Here is a 22,702-nt window from a genome sequence, read left to right as displayed (position 1 = left end):
CGTTGACTTTTGGCACGCTGTTGAGTTCTCAAGGAACGGACGCTTCCTTCGAGACCCTTTCACCGGTCTCTCCGGGCGTTACGCTCTTCGGTGTTTCTTTGTTCTTGCTTTTCTTTCCGCGCTTCCAGCTTAGCACACCGTTTCCGGTCTGTTTCGCTTTCCGCTTTGCCTTCGGAATCGACCCTCGCGGGCTTTTCCCTTTCGGCTCTTCGAGCTTAGCAGCCGATTTCCCCGCTGCCAAACCCGTGTCGTGCGAGTAATTTTCGAATACGCCGACAGGGCACGCAAAAGAAAGCACGGCAGACGTCGTGGCAGACCACGAGAACTATCGTGAGATCGGATTGCTGCTGCTGTGGCGGATTCTGGATCCAGTTCCATCGAAGACTCGACAGGAACGGGACCGCCCGCTCGACCCGGTAGATGCTACCAGGTTGCCGCGCGACTTGCCAGTGTTGCGACAACCCTTCGAACTTACGCGCCCCCGGCCTGCTGTGTCAAGGTCACTCGATCAGCCGACCGCGGGAAGCTCGTCCGCGACATCCGAGGATGCCATATCTCCGGTCTCGCCGGCGGCAACGGCGCGCCGACCGAGGATGAAGACGTACGCGAGGAACGCCGCCTCCGCCGCGACCCCGATGCCGATCCGCGCCCAGGTCGGCAGGCCGGAGGGGGTCACGTACGCCTCGATGACACCGGACACGACCAGGACCAGGGCCAGTCCGATGGCCATCCCGATCGCGATCCGGCCCTCCTCGGCCAGCGCGCGCCCGCGCGTACGGGGTCCCGGGTCGATGACTGTCCAGCCCAGGCGCAACCCCGTGCCGGCGGCCACGAAGACCGCGGTCAGTTCCAGGAGCCCGTGCGGCATGATCAGGCCCAGGAAGATGTCGAGGCGGTCCGCGTCGGCCATCAGCCCGCCCGAGGCGCCGACGTTTGCCGCGTTCGTGAAGAGGATGAACAGGACCGGCAGCCCGAAGAGCACGCCCAGGGACAAGCTGCCCGCCGCGACCCAGGCGTTGTTCGTCGTCACCTGCGCGGCGAAGGACGAGGCCGGTGCGCTTTCGTAGTAGGACTCGAACTCGCCGCCGGGGCGCGTGAGTTCGCGGATCTGTTCGGGGGCCGCGATGGACGACTGGACCGACTCGTCGGAGGCGACCCACGCCCCGATGAGCGTCGAGACCACGACGAACACAAGTGCGGTGGCCACCCACCACCGACGGCTGCGGTACACCGCGGCGGGGAATCGTGCGGTGAGGAAGAGGAGCGCGTCGCGCCATCCCGTACCGCGCGGGGCCGTGACCGCGGAGCGCCCGCGCGCCACCAGGGAGGACAGGTGACCGACCAGCACGGGGTCCGGTGCGGCCGACTGCACGAGGGAGAGATGGGTGGCCGTACGCCGGTAGAGCGTCACCAGCTCGTCCACCTCGGCACCGCTCAGCCGCCCGCGGCGGCGCGCGAGCTTGTCGAGCCGGTCCCATTCGTCACGGTGCACCGAGACGAAGACATCCACGTCCATGCGGGCCATCCTCCAAGACGTGGGTGTGAGGTGACCATCGGAAGTATGAGAAGCAGTATCTATGCATCGGGCCGATCCAAGAGGAGCGCCACGTGAGCGACCTGGTCACCGGCGAAGCCGTCGCGCTTGACCTGCGGCCGGCCAGGCTTGCCAGCCGGGCGCTGGCGTTCGGCCTCGACCTGCTGCTGCAGGCCGTCTGCCTGCTCGTGTTCGCCTGGGGGCTGGGCAGTCTGCTGATCAATGTCGACCCCGCGCTCGGCATGGCCGTCGGGCTCGCCTTTCTGGTGATCTTCGTGCTCGGCTGGCCGGTCGGCTGGGAGACGGCGACGCGCGGGCGCTCCCCCGGGAAGATGGCCATGGGGCTGCGGGTCGTCAGGGACGACGGCGGCCCGGTGCGGTTCCGGCACGCTCTGGTACGCGGGCTCGTCGGCGTGTTCGCGGACTTCTGGACGACCGGCGGCTGCGGCGCCGTCATCTCCTCGCTCGCGTCGACGCGCGGCAAGCGCCTCGGCGATCAGGCGGCGGGCACGTTCGTCGTCCTGGAGCGCACGCCCGGCGCGCGGCAAGTCCCGGTCGCCATGCACCCTGCGGCGGCAGCGTGGGCCTCGGGACTGGACCTGTCGCGGCTGACCGACGACCTGGCCCTCCAGGCCCGGCAGTATTTGGGACGCATCGCGCAGCTCGACCCGTCGGTCGCCGCCGCGCTCGGCACGCGGCTCGCCGGCGAGGTCGCGGTTCGCATCGGGGTGGCGCCGCCGAGCGGGGTGCACCCGGCCGGGTTCCTGGCCGCGGTATTGGCCGAGCGGCAGCGCCGGGCGTACGAGCGGGTCCAGCCGGCGGTGGGCACGGCGGCTCCTCCGCAGGCGAATTGGGGTGTCCCCGCGACTCCCCCGACGCAGGCCGCCGTGCCCGCCCTGCCCGCCGTGCCTGCCGAGCCGCAGGGCGACGAAGCGCCGCCGGCTCCGGTGGCGCCGACCGGCTTCAAGCCGCCCGCCTGACGGTCGGACCCGCGCGTCCCCTTCCGTGGCCCCGCGCGTGTCGGCGGTTCAGTGTTCGTCAGGGTCGCCTTTCGCCGGGCACGGCATGTCGTACGGCTGCCGCGCGCGGGCCACGCGGAGCGCCTCTCCCCACCAAGTGAGCCGGTCGAGCAATGCCTCGGCCGCCTCGTGGTGTCCCTCGTGCAGCGCGCAGTTGTCGACGTCGGGGAATCCGACCGTGTCGGCGAGCGTGACGGCATGGAGGTCGGCGAAGACGAGCCGCAGTTGGTCCACCGCGCGCAGGCCGCATGCGGAACCGCCGTACGCCACGAACCCCACGGGCTTGGCCTGCCATTCGTCGCAGAACCAGTCGATCGCCGTCTTCATCGCGCCCGGGAAACTGTGGTTGTACTCGGGTGTGACCAGGACGAAGGCGTCGGCCGCGGCGAGCCAGTGGCCCAGGTCGCGTACCGCGCCGGGCACCGCGGCACGATCGTGCGGCTGGTCCGGCAGCCATGCCTGTGCGAGGTCCAGGACGTCGACGTCCAGGTCGGCGCGCTTGCGCGCCCGGGAGGCGAACCACTCGGCGACGACCGGCCCCGATGTCCCGTCGCGCGCACCGCCGACGATGACCGCGAGCCGCAGCGGCTCCGTGAGGCCGTCGCCCGGAATCTGCCGCGCCGCATTTGGCGAGTACGCCGCCCCGGACACCGGCACTGCCTCTGCGGACATCTGCTTGCTCCCTCTGGCCGAGTGTGGCGACAGGGGCCAGATTGCCGGGGGACGCTTCGGAAGGGCTTACGGTCGGCTTCGGGTGCCCGCATCGCCTGCCTGATTGCGGACCGCGGCGTACGGCGGCCAGCGGTTACGGCGGTCAGTCAGCGGCTTACGGCCGTCAGCGCAGCGCGTCGCTTATGCGTTCCACCTGGGCCGAGACGATTTCGGGGCTCGGCATGCCGGACGTCTCGCGGGCCGGGTCGGACTGGGCGAACACGGCCAGGACGTCGTCGATTCGCACGATGACGTATCCGGTCGGCGCCTCAGCGGAACGGCCCGTGGTCGACGCGCCCAGCCGCAGGCCGACGCTGAGGTCACCGTCCTTCGGAACCGGCACACACTGCGGCTGGTGTTCGGTCCAGCCGTCGTCGGACGACACCGCGGGCCGGGCCAAGGTGTAGCACCAGTCGAGCGCCCGCAGGCCCTCGTCGACGACCCGCTGGGCCCCGGTCCCGACGAACGACGCGATCACCACAGTCGTACGCGCCGCCGACCCGGGCAGCGCCCACGACGCCGCGGTGTACCCCTCGACGTCCGCACTGCCGACCCCGCCGGAGAGCAGGCGCGCCAACGGGTCGCAGTCGTCGTCGCGCGCGTCCACGAACGCCGCCTCGGTGGCCTCCGAAGGCCCGGTCATGCCGCCGGGTATGTCCTCGCCGGCGAGCACGACGTCCCGCAGTTCCCCATCGCGCAGCGAACCGGCGGGGTCGGCGGCCGAGTCCACGACCTGGCGCGCCACTCGGGCGTCCGCGCAGCCGACCAAGGCCGTCCCCATTGCGGCGATCGCCAGCACGGCCGGGACGGCGGCACGCACGGGATGCGCGGTCCCGCGCCGCGCACTCCGGCCCGTCGTCACCTGTCCTCGTGTCACCTCGGCGTGCGCAACCTGTTCGTGCGCGACCTTGCGGTGCGTCACAAGGCCTCCCGGGTTCTGGCGGCGGACCGTCGCGGGGCATCGGCCGGCACTGCCTCGGCGGGGAGGCGGAAGCCGGGGCGGGCAGCGTACGTGATCATGCGTCAGGCACCGGCGCTGGGGGTGGCCGGACGCCCCCGAGCAGTGTGCGGTCGCGACGCCTCCCCCGCATAGGCTCCTGACCATGCCCTCCGGCGTCTACTCCTTCCATGACCCGACCGACGGAACCCCGCTCGGCGGCGAACGCTTCAGTTGCGCACCCGGGCCCGCCGGCTGGCGCTACACCGCCACAGCGTCCGACGGCCGCGGCTCGATCGACCTCACCCTGGACGCGCGCGGTCGGCCGGTGCGGGCCGAAGTGGTCGCGGGCGACTGGCGCGTGCGCGGCGGCGCGACCGTCGTGGACGGCGCTGCGGCGGTCGCGTGGGTGCGTGCCGCCGTGGATCCCTCGCTCGTCGACACCGCGGTCGAAGGCGACGCGAAGACGCCCGCATTCACCGGGCGTTCGCCGGCCTTCCTGGTGGCGACCGCGCGGCTGCTGGGACTTGCTCCGGGGCAGTCGGTGCGCGTACGCCTCACCGCGTTCACCGACCCGGTCCTCGCCCCGCACCCGCGCGAGGAGGCCTGGGCCCTCACCGGGATCGAGGAACACCCCACTCCCAGTGGGCCGTTGCCGGTGGCACGCTACGAGGTGGCGGATCTGGCGACGGGGGTGCGGGGTGTGGTCCATCTGGCCGGGGACGTCGTCCTGGCCGCGCCCGGCGTCGAGTTGGAGGAGTTGTGGAGCCCGCCCAACTTCGGCTGACCGCGGGAGACCCCGACAAGCCGGCCCTGGCGCACTGCTGCCACATGGGCAAGACGGTCAAGGCGCACTGCCGCGACATGAGCAGGCCGGTCCATGCGCGCTGCCACAACGCGGGCGAACCGGCCTACGCGCACTGCTGCGCCATCGCGGTCTTGTCCGCGTCCGTGACCGGCAGTTCATACTTGATGGAGACCTGCGCGTAGCGCACGGCGTACGCGCACCTTATGTCCTTGTTCGGCGGCAGCCACGAAGCCGGCGTCGCATCTCCCTTGCCGCTGTTGGTCGGCCCGTCGACGGCGAGCAGGTTGAGCGGGTCGTTGGCGAACTGCACGCGCTTGTCCTCGGGCCAACGCGCGGCGCCCATCTGCCAGCTCGCGCTGAGGGCGACGACGTGGTCGATCTGCACCGCCGTCGCCTTGCTCTTGTCGAACGGGATGGCCTTGCCGGTGTACGGGTCGGCCAGCGACATCGCGGTGACCACGCACGTCGAACCGGCCTTGAACCGCACGCCCGTGCCGTCGCGCTTGAGGATGTCGTCGCGGGTGCCGCAGCCGTTGCGGCCGAGCGGTACGCCGTTGGCGGAGTCCGTCCACGCCGGTCCGTACATCTCGCGCTCGTAGCCCGTCTTCGGCCCGCGCCCGGCCGTGCCCACCTTGTCGATCAACGTGCGGGCCTCGGCGCGGTCGGCGTCCGCCGTCACGGGAGCGAGTCCCGGGGCGGTCCCGTCGCCGTTGTCCAGCGGCTGCGCCGCGGGGCCTGCCGGGCCGGCGGGCGCCTCGGCCGACGCGGGTGAACCGGCACCGCCGGGCCCTACGGTGTCGCCGGGGTTCGAGCATCCTGCGAGTGCGATGGCCGCCGATGCGGCGAGCACGGCGGTACGCCGTCCCCATCCCCTGCCCATGTCCCCGAGTCCCCTTCGCCGGCAGACCGCCGATCGTAAGCCGCCCGAACTGCCGGCCGCATGCGATCGGCCGACGTGCCTGTCGGACGGACTACCCGCGTTCCGGTTTCGCAGTCGCGATCGGCTCGGGAGGCGCGACCGGGCGCGGCGGACGAGGGGCCTCCCGGGGCGGTTCCCCGCGGGGACCGGCCGCGCACGGGGGCGCGGTGTCCCAGTCGGCGGTGAGCGGAAGCGGCTGGAGGCATTCGGCGAACGCCGCGCACGCCTGCCACGAGGTACGGAACCGCATCGTCCGGCACGCCTTCCGCAAGCAAGTGGAACCCGAGCGAGTCAACCCTAGCCAGAAACCCGCCGGATTTGACCGATTCGCCCGGAAATGCGGCGAGTGGGCGTGTCCTCCGCGAGGACACGCCCACTCCACGTCCCGAACACCCTGCCCCGGGTCACCCCGGATCGGGCGTCACATCAGTAGCGGTAGTGCTCCGCCTTGTACGGCCCCTCCACCGGAACACCGATGTACGCGGCCTGCTGCTCGGTCAGCTTCGTCAGCTTCACCCCGAGCGCGTCCAGGTGCAGGCGCGCCACCTTCTCGTCGAGGTGCTTCGGCAGCACGTACACGCCCACCGGGTACTCCGACGTCTTCGTGAACAGCTCGATCTGCGCGATCGTCTGGTTCGCGAAGCTGTTGGACATCACGAAGCTCGGGTGGCCGGTCGCGTTGCCCAGGTTGAGCAGGCGGCCTTCCGACAGCACGATGAGGACCTTGCCGTCGGGGTAGGTCCAGGTGTGGACCTGCGGCTTGACCTCGTCCTTCACGATGCCCGGGGTCTTCGCGAGCCCGGCCATGTCGATCTCGTTGTCGAAGTGGCCGATGTTGCCCACGATGGCCTGGTGCTTCATCTTCGCCATGTGCGACGCGAGGATGATGTCCTTGTTGCCAGTGGTGGTGATGAAGATGTCGGCGGTCTCGACGACGTCTTCGAGCGTCGCGACCTGGTATCCGTCCATCGCGGCCTGCAGCGCGCAGATGGGGTCGATCTCGGTGACGATGACACGCGCGCCCTGGCCGCGCAACGACTCCGCGCAGCCCTTGCCGACGTCGCCGTAGCCGCAGACGACCGCGACCTTGCCGCCGATGAGGACGTCGGTGGCGCGGTTGATGCCGTCGATCAGCGAGTGGCGGCAGCCGTACTTGTTGTCGAACTTCGACTTGGTGACCGAGTCGTTGACGTTGATCGCCGGGAAGAGCAGCGAGCCGGCCGCGAACATCTCGTACAGGCGGTGCACGCCGGTCGTGGTCTCCTCGGTGACGCCCTTGATGTGCGGGGCCATCGCGGTCCACTTGCCGGGGTTCTCGGCGAGGTTGCGGCGCAGCAGGTCGAGGATGACCGCGTACTCCTCCGAGTCGTCGGCGGCGGTCGCGGGCACCGCGCCGGCCTTCTCGAACTCGACGCCCTTGTGCACCAGCAGGGTGGCGTCACCGCCGTCGTCGAGGATCATGTTCGGACCCTCGTGGCCCGGCCAGTTGAGCGCCTGCTCGGTGCACCACCAGTACTCCTCCAGCGTCTCGCCCTTCCAGGCGAACACCGGGACACCCTGGGGGTCGTCGACCGTGCCGTTCGGGCCGACCGCGATCGCGGCGGCGGCATGGTCCTGGGTGGAGAAGATGTTGCAGGAGACCCAGCGGACCTCGGCGCCGAGGGCGACCAGGGTCTCGATGAGCACGGCGGTCTGCACGGTCATGTGCAGCGAGCCCATGACGCGGGCGCCGGCCAGCGGCTGCGCCGCGGCGTACTCCTTGCGGAGCGACATCAGGCCGGGCATCTCGTGCTCGGCGAGCTGGATCTCCTTGCGGCCGAACGGCGCGAGGGAGAGGTCGGCGACCTTGAAGTCGGTGAAAGCCATAAGGGCGTTCCTCAGATGAGAGTCGGTACGGGGTCCGGGGACACGTCGTCGACAGGCAGGCGCAACCGCACCCGCCGTACTCCGACGCGATCCAGTCGGGAGCCCTCTGCCCTCATGCCGTACGCCCGGGACTGTGCCGGGGCGGACCGGTTCTGACTGCCGTCCGCAGCGACTGTGTGCGCCTTGCTGCAAACGACGTTAGCACTTTCAGGAGGTGGGCTCGGGCGCGTGGTAGATGTCCGGCTCCAGGTAGATGACGCGCGCGATGGGGACCGCCGTACGGATGCGCTCCTCGGCGCCGTTGATCGCCGACGCGACCTCGGCCGCGGTGTCCCGGGCGTTGACCGCGATCTTCGCGGCGACCAGCAGCTCTTCGGGACCGAGGTGCAGCGTGCGCATGTGGATGATGCTCTCGACGTCGTCGCCGTCGACCATCGCCTTCTCGATCGCGCGGATGGTGTCGAGGTCGGCGGCCTCGCCGAGGAGCAGGCTGCGGGTCTCCAGCGCGAGGACGACCGCGATGACCACGAGCAGGATGCCGATGCACAGGGTGCCGATGCCGTCCCAGACGGGCTCGTCGGTGATGACGGTGAGTCCGACGCCGCCCAGCGCGAGGAACAGGCCGACGAGGGCGCCGAGGTCCTCCAGCAGCACGATCGGCAGTTCGGGCGACTTGGCGCGGCGTACGAACTGCACCCACGACAGCTTGCCGCGTACCGAGTTGGACTCCTGGATCGCGGTGCGGAAGGAGAACGACTCCAGGATGATCGCGAACACCAGGACGCCGACCGCCCAGTACCAGCTCTTCAGCTCGTGCGGGTGGGCGATCTTCTCGTAGCCCTCGTAGATGGCGAACATGCCACCGACCGAGAACAGCACGATCGAGACGAGGAAGCCGTAGATGTAGCGCTCGCGGCCGAAGCCGAAGGGGTGCTCGGGCGTCGCCTCGCGCTGCGCGCGCTTGCCGCCGACGAGCAGCAGCACCTGGTTGCCGGAGTCGGCGAGCGAGTGCACGCCCTCGGCGAGCATCGACGACGAGCGGGTGAACGCGAAGGCCACGAACTTCGCGACCGCGATGCCGAGGTTCGCGAACAACGCCGCGACGACAGCCTTGGTACCGCCACCCGCACTCATGCACTACCGCCCTATGTGAGGTCTTGCCGTCATGTCTTGCCGATGGTCGGACTTTCCCTGGCCCTTAATCCAGCTTTGCCATTCCGCGGCGGTCATTCTGTCATCGCGGGAGGGCCCGCGGCGGACATCGCCGAGACGTGTCGATCCGGACCCCGGTCGGCACGCGGTCGAAAGCGCGGCGGGAAACGCGGTCGGGACGCGGTCGGGAACGCGGGTGGGGAACGCCGTTCATCCCTGGCCGGGGACGGTGGCGCGGAACACCGTGCCGGCACCGCGGAGCAGCAGCTCGGGGTCGTCGGCCGGTACGTACACGGACTGCCCCCGCAGCAGTTCGAGTTCGTCGCCGCGCGCGTCCGTCACGGTCGCGGCGCCGCCGGTGCACAGCAGGATCTGCGGTGCCGCGGAGTGCAGCATGTGCCGGGAGGCGCCGTCGAGTTCGTAGCGCGACAGGCGGAAGTCCGGCACGTGCGTCGGGTAGACCTGCTCGCCGTCGTCGCCCTCGACCGGGTCGAGGACGTCCACCGGACCGGCGCGGAACTCCAGTACGCGCAGCAGCTCGGCGATGTCGATGTGCTTGTCGGTGAGCCCGCAGCGCAGCACGTTGTCGGAGTTCGCGAGGATCTCCACGAAGACGCCACGCAGGTACGAATGCGGCAACCCCGCCGCGAAGTACACCGCCTGGCCCTCGGTCAGCCGCACGTGGTTGAGCAGCAGGGCCGCGACCACTCCCGGGTCGGCCGGGTGCCGGCGGGCGAGGTCGGCGACCGCGGCGCAGGCGTCCGCGAACGGCGAGGGGGTCTCGGCCACCCGCAGACAGGCGGCGGCGACTTCGCCCACCACGATGGCGCGGCGGCGGTCCGGCAGAGTCAGGGCGTACGTCGTGGCTATGCGCAGCCCCTCGGTCTCCGACTCCTTGCGCAGCGCGTCGATGCACGGCTGGAGCTCGGGTACCGCGAGCAGGTCGAGCAGCTTGACCGTCTCGGCCACCTCGCGGAAGCCGCACAGGGCCTCCAAGTCACCGAGCGCGCAGGCGAGTTCCGGCTTGTGGCTGGCGTCGCAGTAATTGCGGAACGGGGCGTCCAGCGGTACGCCGCGCGCCTGTTCCTCGGCGAACCCCGCGGCGGCCTGCGCCGGGTTGGGATGCACCTGGAGCGACAGCGGCGCCTCCGCGGCCAACACCTTGAGCAGGAACGGCAGCCTCGGCCCGAAGCGTTCCGCCGTCGCGGCGCCCAGTTCGCGCGCGGGGTCGGCCGCGATGACGTCGGCGAGCGACCGCGCGCCGAGCCCGTCGCGCCGGTCCACGCGCGACGGATCGCCGGGGTGGGCGCCCATCCACAGTTCTGCCTGCGGTTCGCCGGTCGGCGGCACGCCGAGCAGTTCGGGGATCGCGGTCGTGGAGCCCCACGTGGAGTTCCGGACCCGGTTGACGAGGCGGTCCATTGCTATCGGGTCCCGTCCCCGTCCCCCGGCGCGAACACGTCGAAGCAGCCCTCGGACCCGGTGTCGTGACCGGTCGTCAGCGCGAGGTAGGTGGCGGCGAAGTCGCCGAGTGCGACGAACTCGCCGAACTGCGCGAGGGCGTTGGGACCCTCGGCGGTGATCTCGTTGAACGGCAGGCCGAGTTCACCGGTGATGCGACGGACCGCCTCGACCTGGCGGCGGACCGGGGCGGTGTCGGCGTCGACGAGCAGCACCGGCCGCAGGCGCAGCGGTTCGGGCTCTTCGATCCGGTCGCGGAAGAAATCGTCGGAGTCGCCCGACGCGCGACCGAGCGAGCCGTCGAAGAGGTTCCCGGATCCGGCGGCCGCCTCGGGCAGCGTGCCGGACAGCGCGGGGAGTCCGGCGACCGAGGTCAGGGACGCGGCGACGCGTCCGGCGGCCACTCCCGCGACGGGGCCGGTGCCCCACACCACGGGGATGGTCCCGGCGAGGTCGAGGGCGAGGGCCTTGGCGGGGTTCTCGTACGTTCCGGCCGTCGGGCGGCAGCGCAGCCCGACCGCGTCGAGCCGGTCGGCGAGCGCGTCGAACGCCTCGCCGGGGCCGTACGTCCCCACCCCGAACGACTGGCAGATCGCCAGCAGCCCGCTCAGCAGCGGCCAGAACGCGTCGCGGGCGGCGACCTTGTCGGGACCGCCCACGGCCGGTGCGAACACGCGCAGCCGCAGCCCGCGCGACTGCTCGGCGGCCGCGTCCACGGCGGAACCCTCGGGGGCGACGGCGGCGATACCGCAGCCGCGCCGGTACGCCTGCTCGGCCAGCGCGAGGAGGTCGCGTTCACCGCCCGTCGGCCCGCCGAGAACCAGCAGGTCGAGCGGGCCGAGCCAGCCCGGCAGTATTCCGCCGGTGACCGCCACGACGGGGACCGCCGCGGTGGAGCCGGTGAGGGCGATCAGCGCCGCGACGGCCGGGCCGCAGTTCGGCGGGACCGCGACGGCGATGGTCCGGGGTCGGTCGCCGCCCCCGGCGCGCAGGCCGGACTCGGCCACCGCCCACGAGGCGCGGCGTACCTGGGCCCCGGCACCCGCGAGCGTGAGGAGCGACTGCCCGGTGTCGGCGCGGCCGAGTCCGTCGGCGTCGTCGAGCAGGGCCTCGTCGACGGGGATCATGCCGAGCCGTTGCCGGAGCCGCCGGGGCGGCGCGCCTCGTCGGCGAGCAGCACGGGGATGTCGTCGCGGACGGGGTAGGCCAGACCGCAGGTCTGCGACGTGCAGACCAGCTCGCCCGCGTCGGCGTCGGCGCGCAGCGGAGCGTGGCACACCGGGCACGCGAAGACCGCCAGGAGCGGGTTGTCGAGCTTCAAGGCTTTCTCCCACGGGGACGGCTGGGCGGAGGTCCGGCGGTGAGCCGGGGGTGGTGCGGTGACCGGAGGGTCAACGAGACACCCTACTGACAGGTTCCATGATCCGATACGCGGCACGGAAAGCGCCCGGAAGCGGGGCAGGGCCGGGCCGGGCGGGTGAGGGAATCCGGCGGTGCCGAGGGTCGCCGCCGCCGGGTCGCACCGACGGCGTCCGGCCCGGCGGCCGATCCGCCCCGGCGGCAGCCCGGGGTCACCCCCGGATCAACCCCGGATCAGCGCCAGGACCGCGTCGCGCAGGGCGGCCATGGTGGTGGCGTCCTTGGCCTCGACGTTCAGGCGCAGCAGCGGCTCGGTGTTGGACGGGCGCAGGTTGAACCACCAGTCGTCGCCGCCGATGGTCATGCCGTCCATGTCGTCGACCACGATGCCGGGCTGCCCGGCGTACGCGGCGCGCACCTTCTCGGCCGCCGCCGCCTGGTCCGCGACCTCGCTGTTGATCTCGCCCGACTGCACGTAGCGGTCGTAGTCGGCGACGAGGGCCGACAGCGTGCCGTCCTGGCCGCCGAGCGCCGCCAGGACGTGCATCGCGGCGAGCATGCCGGTGTCGGCGCGCCAGAAGTCCCGGAAGTAGTAGTGCGCGGAGTGCTCGCCGCCGAAGACGGCGTCGGTCACGGCCATCTCCTGCTTGATGAACGAGTGGCCGACGCGCGTGCACACGGGCGTACCGCCGTGCTCGCGGACGATCTCGGGGACCGCCGACGAGGTGATCAGGTTGTGGATGACCGTGGCGCCCGGGTGCTTCTCCAGCTCGCGCACCGCGACGAGGGCGGTGATCGCGGACGGCGAGACGGGGTCGCCCTTCTCGTCGACGACGAAGCAGCGGTCGGCGTCGCCGTCGAACGCCAGGCCGAGGTCGGCGCCGGTCTCGCGGACCTTCGCCTGGAGATCGACCAGGTTCTTCGGGTCGAGCGGGTTCGCCTCGTGGTTCGGGAAGGTGCCGTCCAGCTCGAAGTACATCGGGACGACGTCGAGCGGCAGGCCCTCCAGGACCGCGGGGACGGTGTGGCCGCCCATGCCGTTGCCGGCGTCCACCACGACCTTGAGCGGCCGGATCGCGGTGAGGTCCACGAGGGAGCGCAGGTACGCGGCGTAGCCGGGCAGAACGTCCTGCTGCTTGATGACGCCCTGCTTGCCGTCGAACGCCGGGACGCCCTCCTCGACCAGCGCGCGGATCTCCGCGAGCCCGGTGTCCTGGCCGACCGGCGAGGCCCCGGCGCGGCACATCTTGATGCCGTTGTACTGCGCGGGGTTGTGGCTCGCGGTGAACATCGCGCCGGGCAGGTCGAGGCTGCCGCTCGCGTAGTACAGCTCGTCGGTGGACGCGAGGCCGATCTCGGTGACGTCGGCGCCCTGGCTCGCGGCGCCTTCGGCGAAGGCCCGGGACAGGCCGGGCGAACTGGGGCGCATGTCGCGGCCCACGACGATCGCCGTGGCGCCGGTGACCCTCGCGAATGCGGCGCCCAGTGCGCGGGCGGTGTCCGCGTCCCACTGGTCGGGGACCACGCCCCGCACGTCGTACGCCTTCACGATCTGGGAGAGGTCGCGCACCGGGGCTCCGCTTCGTTGTCCGCTTGTTCCTTGGGAGGGCCGTCCAGGCCCCTCGGGAGGGCCGTCCAGGCCCGGCTCGGCTCGTCGGTCCCCGGTTGTGGCGCGGGGACCGGGAAAACCCTATCGCCGCACGCCTCCCCACCGAACCTGACCGGCCGTCAGCCCTGCGAGGACGTGACGCGTTCAGAGTGCGCAGGGGGCGTTAAGCGCGTTGTGCGCGGCCGGGGTATCAGCGGCGGCATGCGCGCTCAGGAGTCGGGTGAGCGCAGCACGCGCAGGTGGCCGCGGCGTCCGGCGTCGGAGTGACCGCCGCGGTCGGCCGGTTCCGGCACGGTGGGCTGCTGCTGCGGCGGGCGGGCGGCCTCGCGCACGGCGTTGGCCAGCGCTTCGAGGTCGTCGGTGGTGGGCTTGCCGGCGGCGGGGTCCGGGGCCAGGCGTACGACCTCCCAGCCGCGCGGCGCGGTGAGGCGCTCGGAGTGCTCGGCGCACAGGTCGTAGCAGTGCGGTTCCGCGTACGTCGCGAGGGGGCCGAGGACCGCCGTGGAGTCCGCGTAGACGTACGTCAGCGTCGCGACCGCAGGGCGACCGCATGCAGTCCGCGAACAGCGACGTACAGGGCTCACGGTGATGGACGGTACCGCACCGCGGGCACCCGCGGGTCACATACGCCCCACGTCAGGCCCACGTGTCGCCGACAAGGGCCGGTTGCGGGGGCGTTCCGGGGACGCGCCGGGGCCGTACCGGCGGGCCGCAGCGGCGTTCGACGGCGAGCCCCTATGCTCGAAAGCGTGCACAGTGAGCACTCCGCGGGCCCGTCCCGCAACGACCGCGCGCCGAGGCGGCGCCGCCGCGACCGGCACGGCCGGGGGATGCGCGGCCCGTTGGCGCCGCGGCCGGTGCCGATCGCGCTCACGCGCGCGGAGAAGTTCGACGACCTGGCGTCCGACTCGGTGGAGCGGCTGACCAAGCGCTGGCCCGAGCTCGAGCGGGTGCGTTTCGCGGTCTTGGACGTGCCCGAGGCCGAGACGGAGCTGCTCGCGGACGAACCGGTCGCGCTGGGGCGCATGGTGCCCGCGACGGGCGACGAGACCGCCATGATCATCCTGTACCGGCGCCCGCTCGAACTGCGTGCCGAGAGCCGCAGCGAGCTGGAGATGCTGGTGCACGACATCCTGGTCGAGCAGGTCGCGGACCTGCTGGGCCTGGACCCGGACACCGTCGACCCGGACGAGTGACGGACGCCGCGGCCCGCGGCCCGTCCTCGGCAGCCTGCCCCCGGGCGGCCTGGCCCCCGACGGCCTGACCCCCCGGCCCACGTGCTCGGCCGACCTGCTCCGAGTGACGGCCCGCCGGCGGCGGACCCGGTCGGCCGCCCCCCGTACGGCCGAACCGGTCGCGTTCTACTTCTTCTTCGGGGACTCCGGCTTCTCCTCCGGCACCATGATCGACATGTCGCCGGACACGGTGGGCAGTGCGACCGTGTCACGCGCGGCCGTCGCGCCCTGGACCGTGAACATCGGGACCTTGTCCATCTGTTCGGCCACCATGCGGGCGGCGTGGACCGGCCCGGAGCCGGCCGCCGGCTCGATGGTCAGCGCGAACTGGGCCGCCCCCGCGGGGACCGGCGCCGGGACGCCGACGGTGGTGCCCGCCGGGATGTCGACCTCGGCGGTGGCCGGCTCGGCGCCCGCCGTGGAGGTGAGCTTGACCTTCGCGGCTCCCTGAGGCGCCGTCAGGTACACGACGGTGCCCAGCGTTCCGCCCGCCCGGTTGTCGGCCATCACGGCGCGGCCGGACAGTTCGGGGGTCGCCGCCAGGTACGCCACGTCGGTCGTGTCGCCGGTGCCGCGGGTCACGCGTACGCCCACGAGCACGTCCGCACGCGCGGCGGTCAGCCGCAGCGCCGAGGCCTCGCCCTTGGTGATGTCGCCGAGGTCGACCTCGGTCACCTTGCCGCGCTTGACGAGCGCGCTCTCGAAGCCGGCGGGCTTGAAGGTGCTGGCCTTGCCTACGACTTCGATGCTCACGTCGGTGTCGGTGTCGCTCGCGCCGAACAGCGTCAGGCGCACGTTGGTGGCGTCCTCGGGCAGGCCCGGCACCACGAACGACCTTCCGCTGCCCGCGGCTTGCGGGAGCCAGTCGTTGCCGGCGATGCCCTGCTGGTCGCGTACGGCGGCGGCAATACGGCCGGAGCGGGCCAGCACGTGCACCGCGACGACCGGGACATTCGGCGCGAGGGGCTTGAGCATGATGTTCTGCGACTCGCCCGGGGTGAACGTGAGGCCGCGCACACCCTCGGCGGCGATCGGCCCGTCGGGTCCGTACAACTCGACGTCGACCTGCGCCGCGACGTTGGTGCTGTTGCTGAGGTAGAGGTACGCCTCGCGGTTGTCGGCGGTCGACGTGCCGACGAACCACTGGTCGGTGCCCGGGGCTTGGCACTGCACCCCGGCCAGGCCGCGGCCCGCGCCGTTGCCGAGGCGCGTGGTCGCCTGCGCCGAGAAGCCGGGCGCGAAGGCGCCGTCGGTGCCCCAGCCGACCGCGGGCACCTCCTTGCCGTCGATGGCGACCGAGCCCGGGCGGCCGGGGGTGTCGAGCTTGCCGCGCTCGGCCTTGTCGCCGAGGTTGGCAAGCTTGGCCGCGCCGCCCGTCGCGGAGCCGTTGCCGGGGCTGTAGGCGGTGTAGAGCGTCGACGCCCCGTCCAGCGTGCGCACCTGCGGGCAGACCGCCTCGGCGCGTTCGACCGGGACCTGCTTCGGCGGGGTCGCGTCGGCGGCTCGGCTCGACGACGGGCGCGTGAGCGTCGCGAGGCCGACGATCACCGCGAGGACGGCGACGGCGGCGGCCAGGGAGAGGGTCGTGCGCTTCACCGGGTGCCTCCGGGTCGGGGCGGCTGCTGCGGCGGCCACGGGTCGTCGTCACCGGGTGCCTGGTCCGGCGGCGAAGCCGGGTACGGGGGCGGCGTGTTCGGGTCGTACGGCGGACCGTAGCCGGCCTGCCCGTAGCCCTCCGCGCCGTAGCCGTCCGGGCCGTAACCGCCCGGCTCGCGGCCGGGGTCGGGGTAGGCCTGCGGCGCACCGGAGGGGTCGTACGCCTGTTGCGGGTAGGCGCCCTGGCCGTAGCCGGACTGCTCGTAGCCGGACTGGTCGTAGCCGCCGTCCTGGTAGCCCTGCTGCGGGTAGCCGGACTGCTCGTAGCCGGGGGCGTACGCGGGCTGCTCGTAGCCGTAGGAGCCCGTGTCGTGGTCGGCGCCGGGACCGGCGTAGCCGCCCTGCTGCGGCACCGCGTCCTCGGGGTAACCGCCGCCGCCGTCGCCGGGGATGCCCTCGCGGGGCTGGAAGCCGCGCGCGTAGCGGGCGAGGTCCCAGTCGTCGTCGGGTGCCGCGGCGGGCTCGGGCTCGGTGGCCGTCGCCGTCCCCGGGGAGGCCGGCACGAACAGCGAACCGGTGTCGGTGCCGGTCGGCGTGGGATCGGGGGCCCCCGTGCCCTCCGCCTCGGCGGCCGCCCGGACGCGGCGCGCCCGGCGTCCGCCGCCGGGCAGCGTCGCGGACACCTCGGACACTCCGGCCTCGCCGCCGCCCTGGGCGGGGATGCCGGCGGCCCGGCGGCCCGTGCCGGTCTCCGGCAGGTCGTCGTCGGTGCCGCGCCGCCGGGCGGGCAGCGCGAGGACCACGACGACGAGGAGCAGCACGCCCTGGGCGATCAGCCACACGTTGCGGCTGCCGCCTTCGTACGTGACGGCCAGTCGGCCGCCGGAGGCCGGGAGTTGGAAGGCCTGGCCCCAGGTTCCGTCGCCGCGGGCCGCCGCGGGGGCGGACTTGAGCGGGCGTCCGTCGAGGGTGGCGCGCCATCCCGCGTCGGGGCGTTCGGCCAGGTTGAGGATGCGGCCCTCGGGACCGGGGTCGATCCTGGTCGCGACGTCGTCGGGACCGGAGGCGACCGGCACGGACGTGCCGTCGGGCTGCGTGATGCTGACCCGGGCGGTGACACCCTCGACCCGCCACAACGTGGTGCCGTTCTCCGCGGACTTGCGCAGCAGGCCCGGTGTGCCGTCGAGACGGGTGATGACGGCCGGGTCGGAGGAGGGCTGCACGAGGATGTAGCGGATAGCGAAGGCGGCCAGCCCGTGTGCGTCGGCGCTGCCGGTCCCGGACAGGAAGGCCGCGACGTACTCGTCGAGGGCCTTGTGGTCGTCGGGCTCGGGGGCGACGTCGGCGTCGCCGAGGTAGATGCCGCTGCCGCGCACGAGTGTGGCGGTGACCGCGCCCGCCGGGTCGGTGCGCAGGACCAGCGTGCGGGCCCGGTCGGAGTTGGTGTTGTCGGACGCGATGAAGGCCGGGAGGTACGGCCCGCCCTGCCGGTCCAGCGGCCCGGACGCGCCCTGCCAGAGCCACGCGCCCGCCGCGGCGAGCGGTGTGACGGCGGCGATGACGGCGACGACCACCGCGGCCGGCTGGCGCCAGCCGAAGCTGATGGCGGTGACGCGGGCGCGGGCGTCCTCGGCGCCGACCATGGCGGCGGCGACGTATCCGAGTCCGACGACGATGGTGGCGACCCCGGGCCATGCGGCGACGGCGCTGCCGTCCGCGGGCGCGGTGACCTCGATGCGGCTGACGACGATCGCGACGACCAGTCCGATCGCGGCGACGGCCCACGCGGTCAGCACGGCACGGCGCCGCGAGTCGCGCAGCAGTGCGGCGAGCGCCGCGAGGAGCAGGCCGATTCCCACGAACATGGTGATGGTGCCGGGGCCGCCCGGGTCGAGCAGCATGAGGCCGACCGGGTGTGCGCCGCGCTCGGACAGGCCTTCGGGGGCGAGGCCCGGTTCGAGCAGGAGCCGGTCGCCGCTCAGGAGTTCGAGCGACCACGGCACGAGCAGCGCGATGGGCACCGCCAGCATGATGAGCACGCGGGCGACGAGCCCCTTGCCGAGGGTCCCGGCGAAGTACGCGGCGGGCAGCGCCGCGACCGCCAGCACGACGGCGATGACCCAGCTGAGCGGGACGAAGGCGACCGCGACGGCCAGCGCGAGGCCGGTGCCCCAGGCGGCACGCCACGACGCGTTGAGCCCGCCGAGGCCGGCGACCTGGACGGCGCCGCGCGCGACGATCGGCGCGACGATCAGGACGACGGCGGTGCCGATGCGGCCCTGGGCGACGGCACCCGTGGCGACGGGGAGGAGCGCGTACACCGCGGCACCCCAGGCGCGCACCAGACTGCTTGCCACGAGCTTGCGGGCGCTGAGGTACGCGGTGATGCCGGCGAGCGGGACGCTGCCGATCAGCAGGACGCTGACGGCGGTTCCGGCGCTGCCGAAGAGCACGACGCCGAGCGCGCCGACGATTGCGAGGTACGGCGGCGCGGCGCTGTCGCCGCCGAGTCCGACGCCGTGCCAGGTCTCGGTGAACCGCGAGATGAGGTCGCCGGCGGTGTCGGGCACGGGCAGCAGCGCGCCGCCCAGGAGTCGCCCGCCGGTGAGGATGTCGCGTGCGGCGGCCAGCGTGACGAGCAGGAGCAGGACCGCGAGTGCGACGCCGGGCCGCTGCACGACGGCGCGCAGCCGGGCGAAGTTCTCGACTTCGAGGTCGTCGGTGTCCTCGGAGGTGGGCCCGCTCTCCAGCACGCTGTTGCGGGCGCGGGCGCCCTCCGGTTCGACGCGGCGGCTGATGCTGCCGACCAGCGCGTCGAACGCGTGCCGCACGCTTGCCCCGCGCGGGGGGAACAGGTCGCGGAAGTCGGCGTCGTCGACGACACGTGTCCGCGCGCGGGCACGGCGGCCCGAGATGAAGCGGTACGGGCGCAGGAGGACCGAGTAGACCCCGATGAACTCGTCGAGCGCCATGCGCGGCAGCTTGCCGACGAGGTAGCCGAGGACGCGGACGATGGTGCCGAAGAACAGCCGGAGCCAGGTCAGCGGGAGCGTCTTGCCGGGGGAGTTGGCGAGCAGCGTGTACACGGCGCCCGCGCGGTCGACCCGGTGCGGGTGGTCGGCCGCGCAGTCGATGGGCCGCCGTTCGCGGGTGGCCGCTTCGGCGTGCAGGACGACGGCTTCGGGGACGACCACGACGCGGTGGCCGGCGGCGTTGGTACGCCAGCAGAAGTCGGTGTCGTCGCGGCCGAAGGGCAACCGGGGGTCGAATCCCCCCAATTGCTCCCATACATCGCGGCGTACCAGGAGCCCGGCGCTGCCGACCGCGAGCACGCCGCGGACCGCGTCGTGCTGCCCCTGGTCCTGCTCGCGGCGCTCCAGGCCGGTCCAGCGCCGCCCGCTGCGGGCGATGGTGGTGCCGACCTCGAGGAGGCGGCGCCGGTCGTACCAGCTGCGCACCTTGGGGCCGAGCACGCCCGCGGAGGGGAGTTCGTCGGCGGCGCGGAGCAGCAGGTGCAGCGCGTCGGGCGCGGGCTCGCTGTCGTCGTGCAGGAGCCACAGCCACTCGACGAGTTCGCCGGACCGGCCGCCGGGGTAGGACTCGTCCGGACGCCCGAACGAGTCGGGGCCGTAGGGGTCGGTGGCGGCGACGTATCCGTCGACGGCATAAGGGAGCGAGGCGGCGTCGGCGACCGGCACGGTGCGGACGGCGTCGGCGACCGCGGCGCCGAAGGTCGCGGTGCGGTCGGTGCGGATCACCGAGGTGGGCCCGAGGGCGTCCTCGAGGAGCCGGGGGGTGGCGTCGGTGCTGCCGGTGTCGACGGCGACGACGCGCTGCACGGGGCGTTCCTGACCGAGGAGTCCGGTCAGGGTGCCGGGCAGCCAACGTGCGCCGTCGTGGGCGACGAGGATCGCGGTGACGACATGTCTCGGGTACGCCGGCGCGTGCGCATAGGCCGACTGTTGCGTGAAAAGTGGCATCAGGGTTGAGGACCCCGGGAGGCTCGGGAGCGACGGCGGAGATCATCCAGCACCCGGCTGGACGGCCCCACACTACGCGACCGCGGCCACGGCGCCGGGTCGGTCCGTGATGCCGGCCCGGGATCGGCAGGTTCCCGGGCGGGACGGTGCGATGTGTTGTACGGCGTTTGCCGGCCAGGCAACCTGACTGCTCGTCAGGCCACGGCTCGGTGCCGCGTCGGACGTGTCGTCGGACGCGTTGCCGGACGGGGCGTCAGACCGCGCGCTTCTTCAGGCGGCGGCGCTCGCGCTCCGACAGGCCGCCCCAGATGCCGAACCGCTCGTCGTTGGCGAGGGCGTACTCAAGGCATTCGTCGCGGACCTCGCAGGAGAAGCAGACCTTCTTGGCCTCACGGGTCGAACCCCCCTTTTCCGGAAAGAAGGACTCGGGATCCGTCTGCGCGCAGAGCGCCCGCTCCTGCCAGGTGAGTTCCTCCTCCTCTCCCTCCATCACGCCGTCCTCGACCAGCAGCTGCAAGAGCTCGCCCATCGCGTGCCTCCTCGACCCTTTTTACGTCCCCGTTATTTATCTGTGACCAGCAATGGTCACAGCATGTGTGAAATTACAAGCGCGTCGTTACTGTCCCGTCAAGCCGAGCTCTGCTATTGGAGCCCGGATTCACCCCCCGGGACCACACCAGCCCGCGGGTTGGACGTATTCCACCAAACACGGACATATCAATCAACCCGCGTTTGTTGCGACAACGCCTCATGCGCTACCCCATGCATTGCTCCGGTCTCGTCGACGTCCTCCGGACCAACCCGTCCGATGCCGACTCGTAATGGACCTACGCGTCGCGCGCTCATCAGGGTTCCCCGCTTCGGGGGAAAATCTCACCGGAATGACCGACGTCACAGCGGACAACCGCGCCGGCAGACCAGCCAGGCGACATGTCAGGAAATCACTCCCCCACCACCCTCTTTTTCAACCCTCGCAATACTGCCGCCTCCCTAACGTCACCCGAATCGGCGAAGACGACCGGTTGTCCTCACCCACCCGGCGCACCCCGAGTTGACAGACCACCCGTGTTGCGGGTGTCCTTTTGGTCATGTCCGCACACCGCATGCCGCTCCGGAGTCGCCGCGCCGACCTCCGTCGGATCGCCGCTGCGCTGTGTTGTCGCACCTTCTGTATGAGCTGAGGGCGGCCTTTTCGCTTCGCCCTCGCCGCGCAGGCGGTGCCCAGGACCAGGTACGTCCGGGACATCCCTCCGGTTCGAACCCGCGGTGATCTTCCGCGGCCCGCGACGCCACCCGCGTCCGGCCGCCGGACTCCCGCCGGCGCCTCGGCCGCCTGCCGGTTCCCGCCCCCGGTCCCTCGACGCCCCGGCACAGGGCGTGCGGTCCGGCGGTACGGGACCACGGATCCAGTCCGACCCGCGCGGCGGCCTCCCCCGCCGCGCCACCGCTCCCGAGGACTTCCCGCGCATGTCCAGTGACATCACGGTCGCCGGCGACCCGCTCGCCGCACCCGCCCGCCTCGCCGTTCCGCCGGCGCCCGTCACCCGTCCGTCCGTCGCCCGGCTCTCCGGCCTCGCGACCCGCTACGCCGCCGAGGTCGCGGCCGCCCTCGACACCGTCGAGTACGACCCGGTCTCGCGCTGGTACCGGCTGCTGCACGCCGCCGACGACCACGAGGTCTGGCTGCTGAGCTGGCTGCCCGGGCAGGGCACCGGCCTGCACGACCACGGCGGCTCGTCCGGCGTGTTCACCGTCGTCGCCGGCGAGCTGCACGAACGCTCGCTCGTCGTCACCCCGCTGCGCCGCGCCGGCGCCCGCGAGCGGGTGCTCACCCCCGGCGCCACCCGGGTGTTCGGCCCGACCTACGTCCACGAGGTCACCAACGTCGGCACCGAGCCGGCCGTGAGCGTGCACGTGTACGCCCCGCGCCTCACCGCCATGACGATGTTCGAGGCGGACCACGATGTCCTGTCCCGTCCCGGCAGCGAGCCGCTGCCGCAACTTCGCGTCGAGCGTTCAGGGGAACACTGGTGACCTCTTCTCCCACACCTCCGGTGCATCCCGACACACCTCAGCCGCATCCCGACGCACCGCAGCCCCGGCCGACGCGAGTGGACTCCCTGCTCGCCTCGGCCCGTTCGCGTTACACGCGCGTCACCGCGCGCGAGGCGTTCGAGGAGGCCGCGCGCGGCGCGGTGCTCGTCGACACCCGCAACGCCGGGCAGCGCGCCGCCGACGGCGTCATCCCCGGCGCCCTGGTCGTCGAGCGCAACCACCTGGAGTGGCGCTTCGACCCGGAGGGCGACGCGCGCCTGCCGGAGGCGACCGGGTTCGACGCCCGCGTCATCGTGCTGTGCGACGAGGGCTACGCGTCGAGCCTGGCGGCGGCGTCGCTGCTGGACCTCGGGCTCGTGCGCGCGACCGACATGATCGGCGGCTTCCAGGCCTGGCGGGCCGAGGGGCTGCCCGTCGAGGAGTGATCGCGGCCGGTGCGGCGGCGGTACGCGCGTACCGCC

Annotated in this window: 20 protein-coding genes; 6 read left to right on the top strand and 14 right to left on the bottom strand. The window is 72.5% G+C overall.

Annotated elements, in window-relative coordinates; translation table 11 throughout:
* On the top strand, positions 1–260 hold a 260-nt coding region (locus AB0C36_RS36140), incomplete at its 5' end, for a hypothetical protein (protein ID WP_358362693.1).
* 248 nt (positions 261–508) lie between these two features.
* Here the strand turns inward: AB0C36_RS36140 and AB0C36_RS36135 are convergent.
* Positions 509–1,516, bottom strand: a complete 1,008-nt coding sequence (locus AB0C36_RS36135) for a stage II sporulation protein M (protein WP_358362692.1) — start codon at positions 1,514–1,516, stop codon at positions 509–511.
* A 92-nt stretch (positions 1,517–1,608) separates the two neighbouring features.
* Between AB0C36_RS36135 and AB0C36_RS36130 the strand changes: the two genes are divergently transcribed.
* Positions 1,609–2,514, top strand: a complete 906-nt coding sequence (locus AB0C36_RS36130) for an RDD family protein (RefSeq protein WP_358362691.1) — start codon at positions 1,609–1,611, stop codon at positions 2,512–2,514.
* Between the two features lie 48 nt (positions 2,515–2,562).
* On the opposite strand, the gene AB0C36_RS36125 is transcribed toward AB0C36_RS36130, so the two are convergent.
* Entirely contained in the window at positions 2,563–3,225 is a 663-nt protein-coding gene (locus tag AB0C36_RS36125) for an NADPH-dependent FMN reductase (RefSeq protein WP_358362690.1), read from the bottom strand.
* A 163-nt stretch (positions 3,226–3,388) separates the two neighbouring features.
* Positions 3,389–4,186, bottom strand: a complete 798-nt coding sequence (locus AB0C36_RS36120; protein WP_358362689.1) for a hypothetical protein — start codon at positions 4,184–4,186, stop codon at positions 3,389–3,391.
* A gap of 181 nt (positions 4,187–4,367) precedes the next feature.
* Between AB0C36_RS36120 and AB0C36_RS36115 the strand changes: the two genes are divergently transcribed.
* Complete coding sequence (locus AB0C36_RS36115) at positions 4,368–4,988, top strand: hypothetical protein (RefSeq protein ID WP_358362688.1); 621 nt, start codon at positions 4,368–4,370, stop codon at positions 4,986–4,988.
* Between the two features lie 124 nt (positions 4,989–5,112).
* Here AB0C36_RS36115 and AB0C36_RS36110 read toward each other — a convergent pair whose 3' ends face one another.
* The 8 genes from AB0C36_RS36110 to AB0C36_RS36075 form a co-directional block, all read right to left on the bottom strand.
* Positions 5,113–5,889, bottom strand: a complete 777-nt coding sequence (locus tag AB0C36_RS36110; RefSeq protein ID WP_358362687.1) for an HNH endonuclease family protein — start codon at positions 5,887–5,889, stop codon at positions 5,113–5,115.
* A 465-nt stretch (positions 5,890–6,354) separates the two neighbouring features.
* The gene (gene ahcY, locus AB0C36_RS36105; RefSeq protein WP_358362686.1) at positions 6,355–7,794 is read right to left on the bottom strand and encodes an adenosylhomocysteinase; all 1,440 of its coding nucleotides are present in this window, start codon (positions 7,792–7,794) and stop codon (positions 6,355–6,357) included.
* A gap of 207 nt (positions 7,795–8,001) precedes the next feature.
* Positions 8,002–8,928: a cation diffusion facilitator family transporter gene (locus tag AB0C36_RS36100; RefSeq protein WP_358362684.1), complete on the bottom strand. Its 927-nt coding sequence runs from the start codon at positions 8,926–8,928 to the stop codon at positions 8,002–8,004.
* A 228-nt stretch (positions 8,929–9,156) separates the two neighbouring features.
* The gene (gene manA, locus AB0C36_RS36095) at positions 9,157–10,368 is read right to left on the bottom strand and encodes a mannose-6-phosphate isomerase, class I (protein WP_358362682.1); all 1,212 of its coding nucleotides are present in this window, start codon (positions 10,366–10,368) and stop codon (positions 9,157–9,159) included.
* Positions 10,369–10,370: 2 nt separating this feature from the next.
* On the bottom strand, positions 10,371–11,534 hold the full coding sequence (locus AB0C36_RS36090; RefSeq protein WP_358362680.1) for an SIS domain-containing protein: 1,164 nt from the start codon (positions 11,532–11,534) through the stop codon (positions 10,371–10,373).
* Positions 11,531–11,728, bottom strand: coding sequence for a Trm112 family protein (locus tag AB0C36_RS36085; RefSeq protein WP_358362678.1), 198 nt, complete (start codon positions 11,726–11,728; stop codon positions 11,531–11,533). Before AB0C36_RS36085 ends, AB0C36_RS36090 begins: the two co-directional genes overlap by 4 nt.
* Positions 11,729–11,989: 261 nt before the next feature.
* The gene (locus tag AB0C36_RS36080) at positions 11,990–13,336 is read right to left on the bottom strand and encodes a phosphomannomutase/phosphoglucomutase (protein ID WP_358362676.1); all 1,347 of its coding nucleotides are present in this window, start codon (positions 13,334–13,336) and stop codon (positions 11,990–11,992) included.
* Positions 13,337–13,584: 248 nt separating this feature from the next.
* Entirely contained in the window at positions 13,585–13,959 is a 375-nt protein-coding gene (locus AB0C36_RS36075) for a DUF3499 domain-containing protein (RefSeq protein ID WP_358362674.1), read from the bottom strand.
* Between the two features lie 246 nt (positions 13,960–14,205).
* Between AB0C36_RS36075 and AB0C36_RS36070 the strand changes: the two genes are divergently transcribed.
* A complete protein-coding gene (locus tag AB0C36_RS36070) occupies positions 14,206–14,571 on the top strand; it encodes a metallopeptidase family protein (protein ID WP_358362695.1) in 366 nt (121 codons plus the stop codon).
* Between the two features lie 165 nt (positions 14,572–14,736).
* Here AB0C36_RS36070 and AB0C36_RS36065 read toward each other — a convergent pair whose 3' ends face one another.
* The 3 genes from AB0C36_RS36065 to AB0C36_RS36055 all read right to left on the bottom strand — a co-directional run bounded on the left by AB0C36_RS36065 (position 14,737) and on the right by AB0C36_RS36055 (position 20,715).
* Entirely contained in the window at positions 14,737–16,206 is a 1,470-nt protein-coding gene (locus AB0C36_RS36065) for a DUF5719 family protein (RefSeq protein ID WP_358362672.1), read from the bottom strand.
* Entirely contained in the window at positions 16,203–20,186 is a 3,984-nt protein-coding gene (locus AB0C36_RS36060) for a glycosyltransferase (protein ID WP_358362671.1), read from the bottom strand. The genes AB0C36_RS36065 and AB0C36_RS36060 overlap by 4 nt, the downstream gene beginning before the upstream one ends.
* Before the next feature lie 253 nt (positions 20,187–20,439).
* Positions 20,440–20,715, bottom strand: coding sequence for a WhiB family transcriptional regulator (locus AB0C36_RS36055; protein WP_358362669.1), 276 nt, complete (start codon positions 20,713–20,715; stop codon positions 20,440–20,442).
* A gap of 938 nt (positions 20,716–21,653) precedes the next feature.
* On the opposite strand from AB0C36_RS36055, the gene AB0C36_RS36050 reads away from it, so the two are divergent.
* Positions 21,654–22,220 carry a cysteine dioxygenase gene (locus tag AB0C36_RS36050; RefSeq protein WP_358362667.1) on the top strand — a complete coding sequence of 189 codons (567 nt, stop codon included), beginning with the start codon at positions 21,654–21,656 and terminating at the stop codon, positions 22,218–22,220.
* Between the two features lie 20 nt (positions 22,221–22,240).
* Positions 22,241–22,666 (top strand): rhodanese-like domain-containing protein, encoded by a 426-nt coding sequence (locus tag AB0C36_RS36045; RefSeq protein ID WP_358362694.1) that lies wholly within the window; start codon positions 22,241–22,243, stop codon positions 22,664–22,666.
* Positions 22,667–22,702 lie beyond the last annotated feature (36 nt).

This window comes from Streptodolium elevatio, assembly GCF_040649515.1.
GTDB classification, from domain to species: Bacteria; Actinomycetota; Actinomycetes; order Streptomycetales; family Streptomycetaceae; genus Yinghuangia; species Yinghuangia elevatio.
The sequence above is the reverse complement of the archived record's forward strand: the minus strand, read 5'-3'. Positions and strand labels throughout refer to the sequence as shown.

What these genes read in the sequence shown, in the direction of transcription:
- AB0C36_RS36100 (WP_358362684.1), bottom strand. Translation starts at nt 8,928, where the DNA reads ATGAGTGCGGGTGGCGGTACCAAGGCTGTCGTCGCGGCGTTGTTCGCG.
- AB0C36_RS36115 (WP_358362688.1), top strand. Translation starts at nt 4,368, where the DNA reads ATGCCCTCCGGCGTCTACTCCTTCCATGACCCGACCGACGGAACCCCG.
- AB0C36_RS36135 (WP_358362692.1), bottom strand. Translation starts at nt 1,516, where the DNA reads ATGGACGTGGATGTCTTCGTCTCGGTGCACCGTGACGAATGGGACCGG.
- AB0C36_RS36050 (WP_358362667.1), top strand. Translation starts at nt 21,654, where the DNA reads ATGTCCAGTGACATCACGGTCGCCGGCGACCCGCTCGCCGCACCCGCC.
- AB0C36_RS36070 (WP_358362695.1), top strand. Translation starts at nt 14,206, where the DNA reads ATGCGCGGCCCGTTGGCGCCGCGGCCGGTGCCGATCGCGCTCACGCGC.
- manA (WP_358362682.1), bottom strand. Translation starts at nt 10,368, where the DNA reads ATGGACCGCCTCGTCAACCGGGTCCGGAACTCCACGTGGGGCTCCACG.
- AB0C36_RS36055 (WP_358362669.1), bottom strand. Translation starts at nt 20,715, where the DNA reads ATGGGCGAGCTCTTGCAGCTGCTGGTCGAGGACGGCGTGATGGAGGGA.
- AB0C36_RS36090 (WP_358362680.1), bottom strand. Translation starts at nt 11,534, where the DNA reads ATGATCCCCGTCGACGAGGCCCTGCTCGACGACGCCGACGGACTCGGC.
- AB0C36_RS36125 (WP_358362690.1), bottom strand. Translation starts at nt 3,225, where the DNA reads ATGTCCGCAGAGGCAGTGCCGGTGTCCGGGGCGGCGTACTCGCCAAAT.
- ahcY (WP_358362686.1), bottom strand. Translation starts at nt 7,794, where the DNA reads ATGGCTTTCACCGACTTCAAGGTCGCCGACCTCTCCCTCGCGCCGTTC.
- AB0C36_RS36060 (WP_358362671.1), bottom strand. Translation starts at nt 20,186, where the DNA reads ATGCCACTTTTCACGCAACAGTCGGCCTATGCGCACGCGCCGGCGTAC.
- AB0C36_RS36110 (WP_358362687.1), bottom strand. Translation starts at nt 5,889, where the DNA reads ATGGGCAGGGGATGGGGACGGCGTACCGCCGTGCTCGCCGCATCGGCG.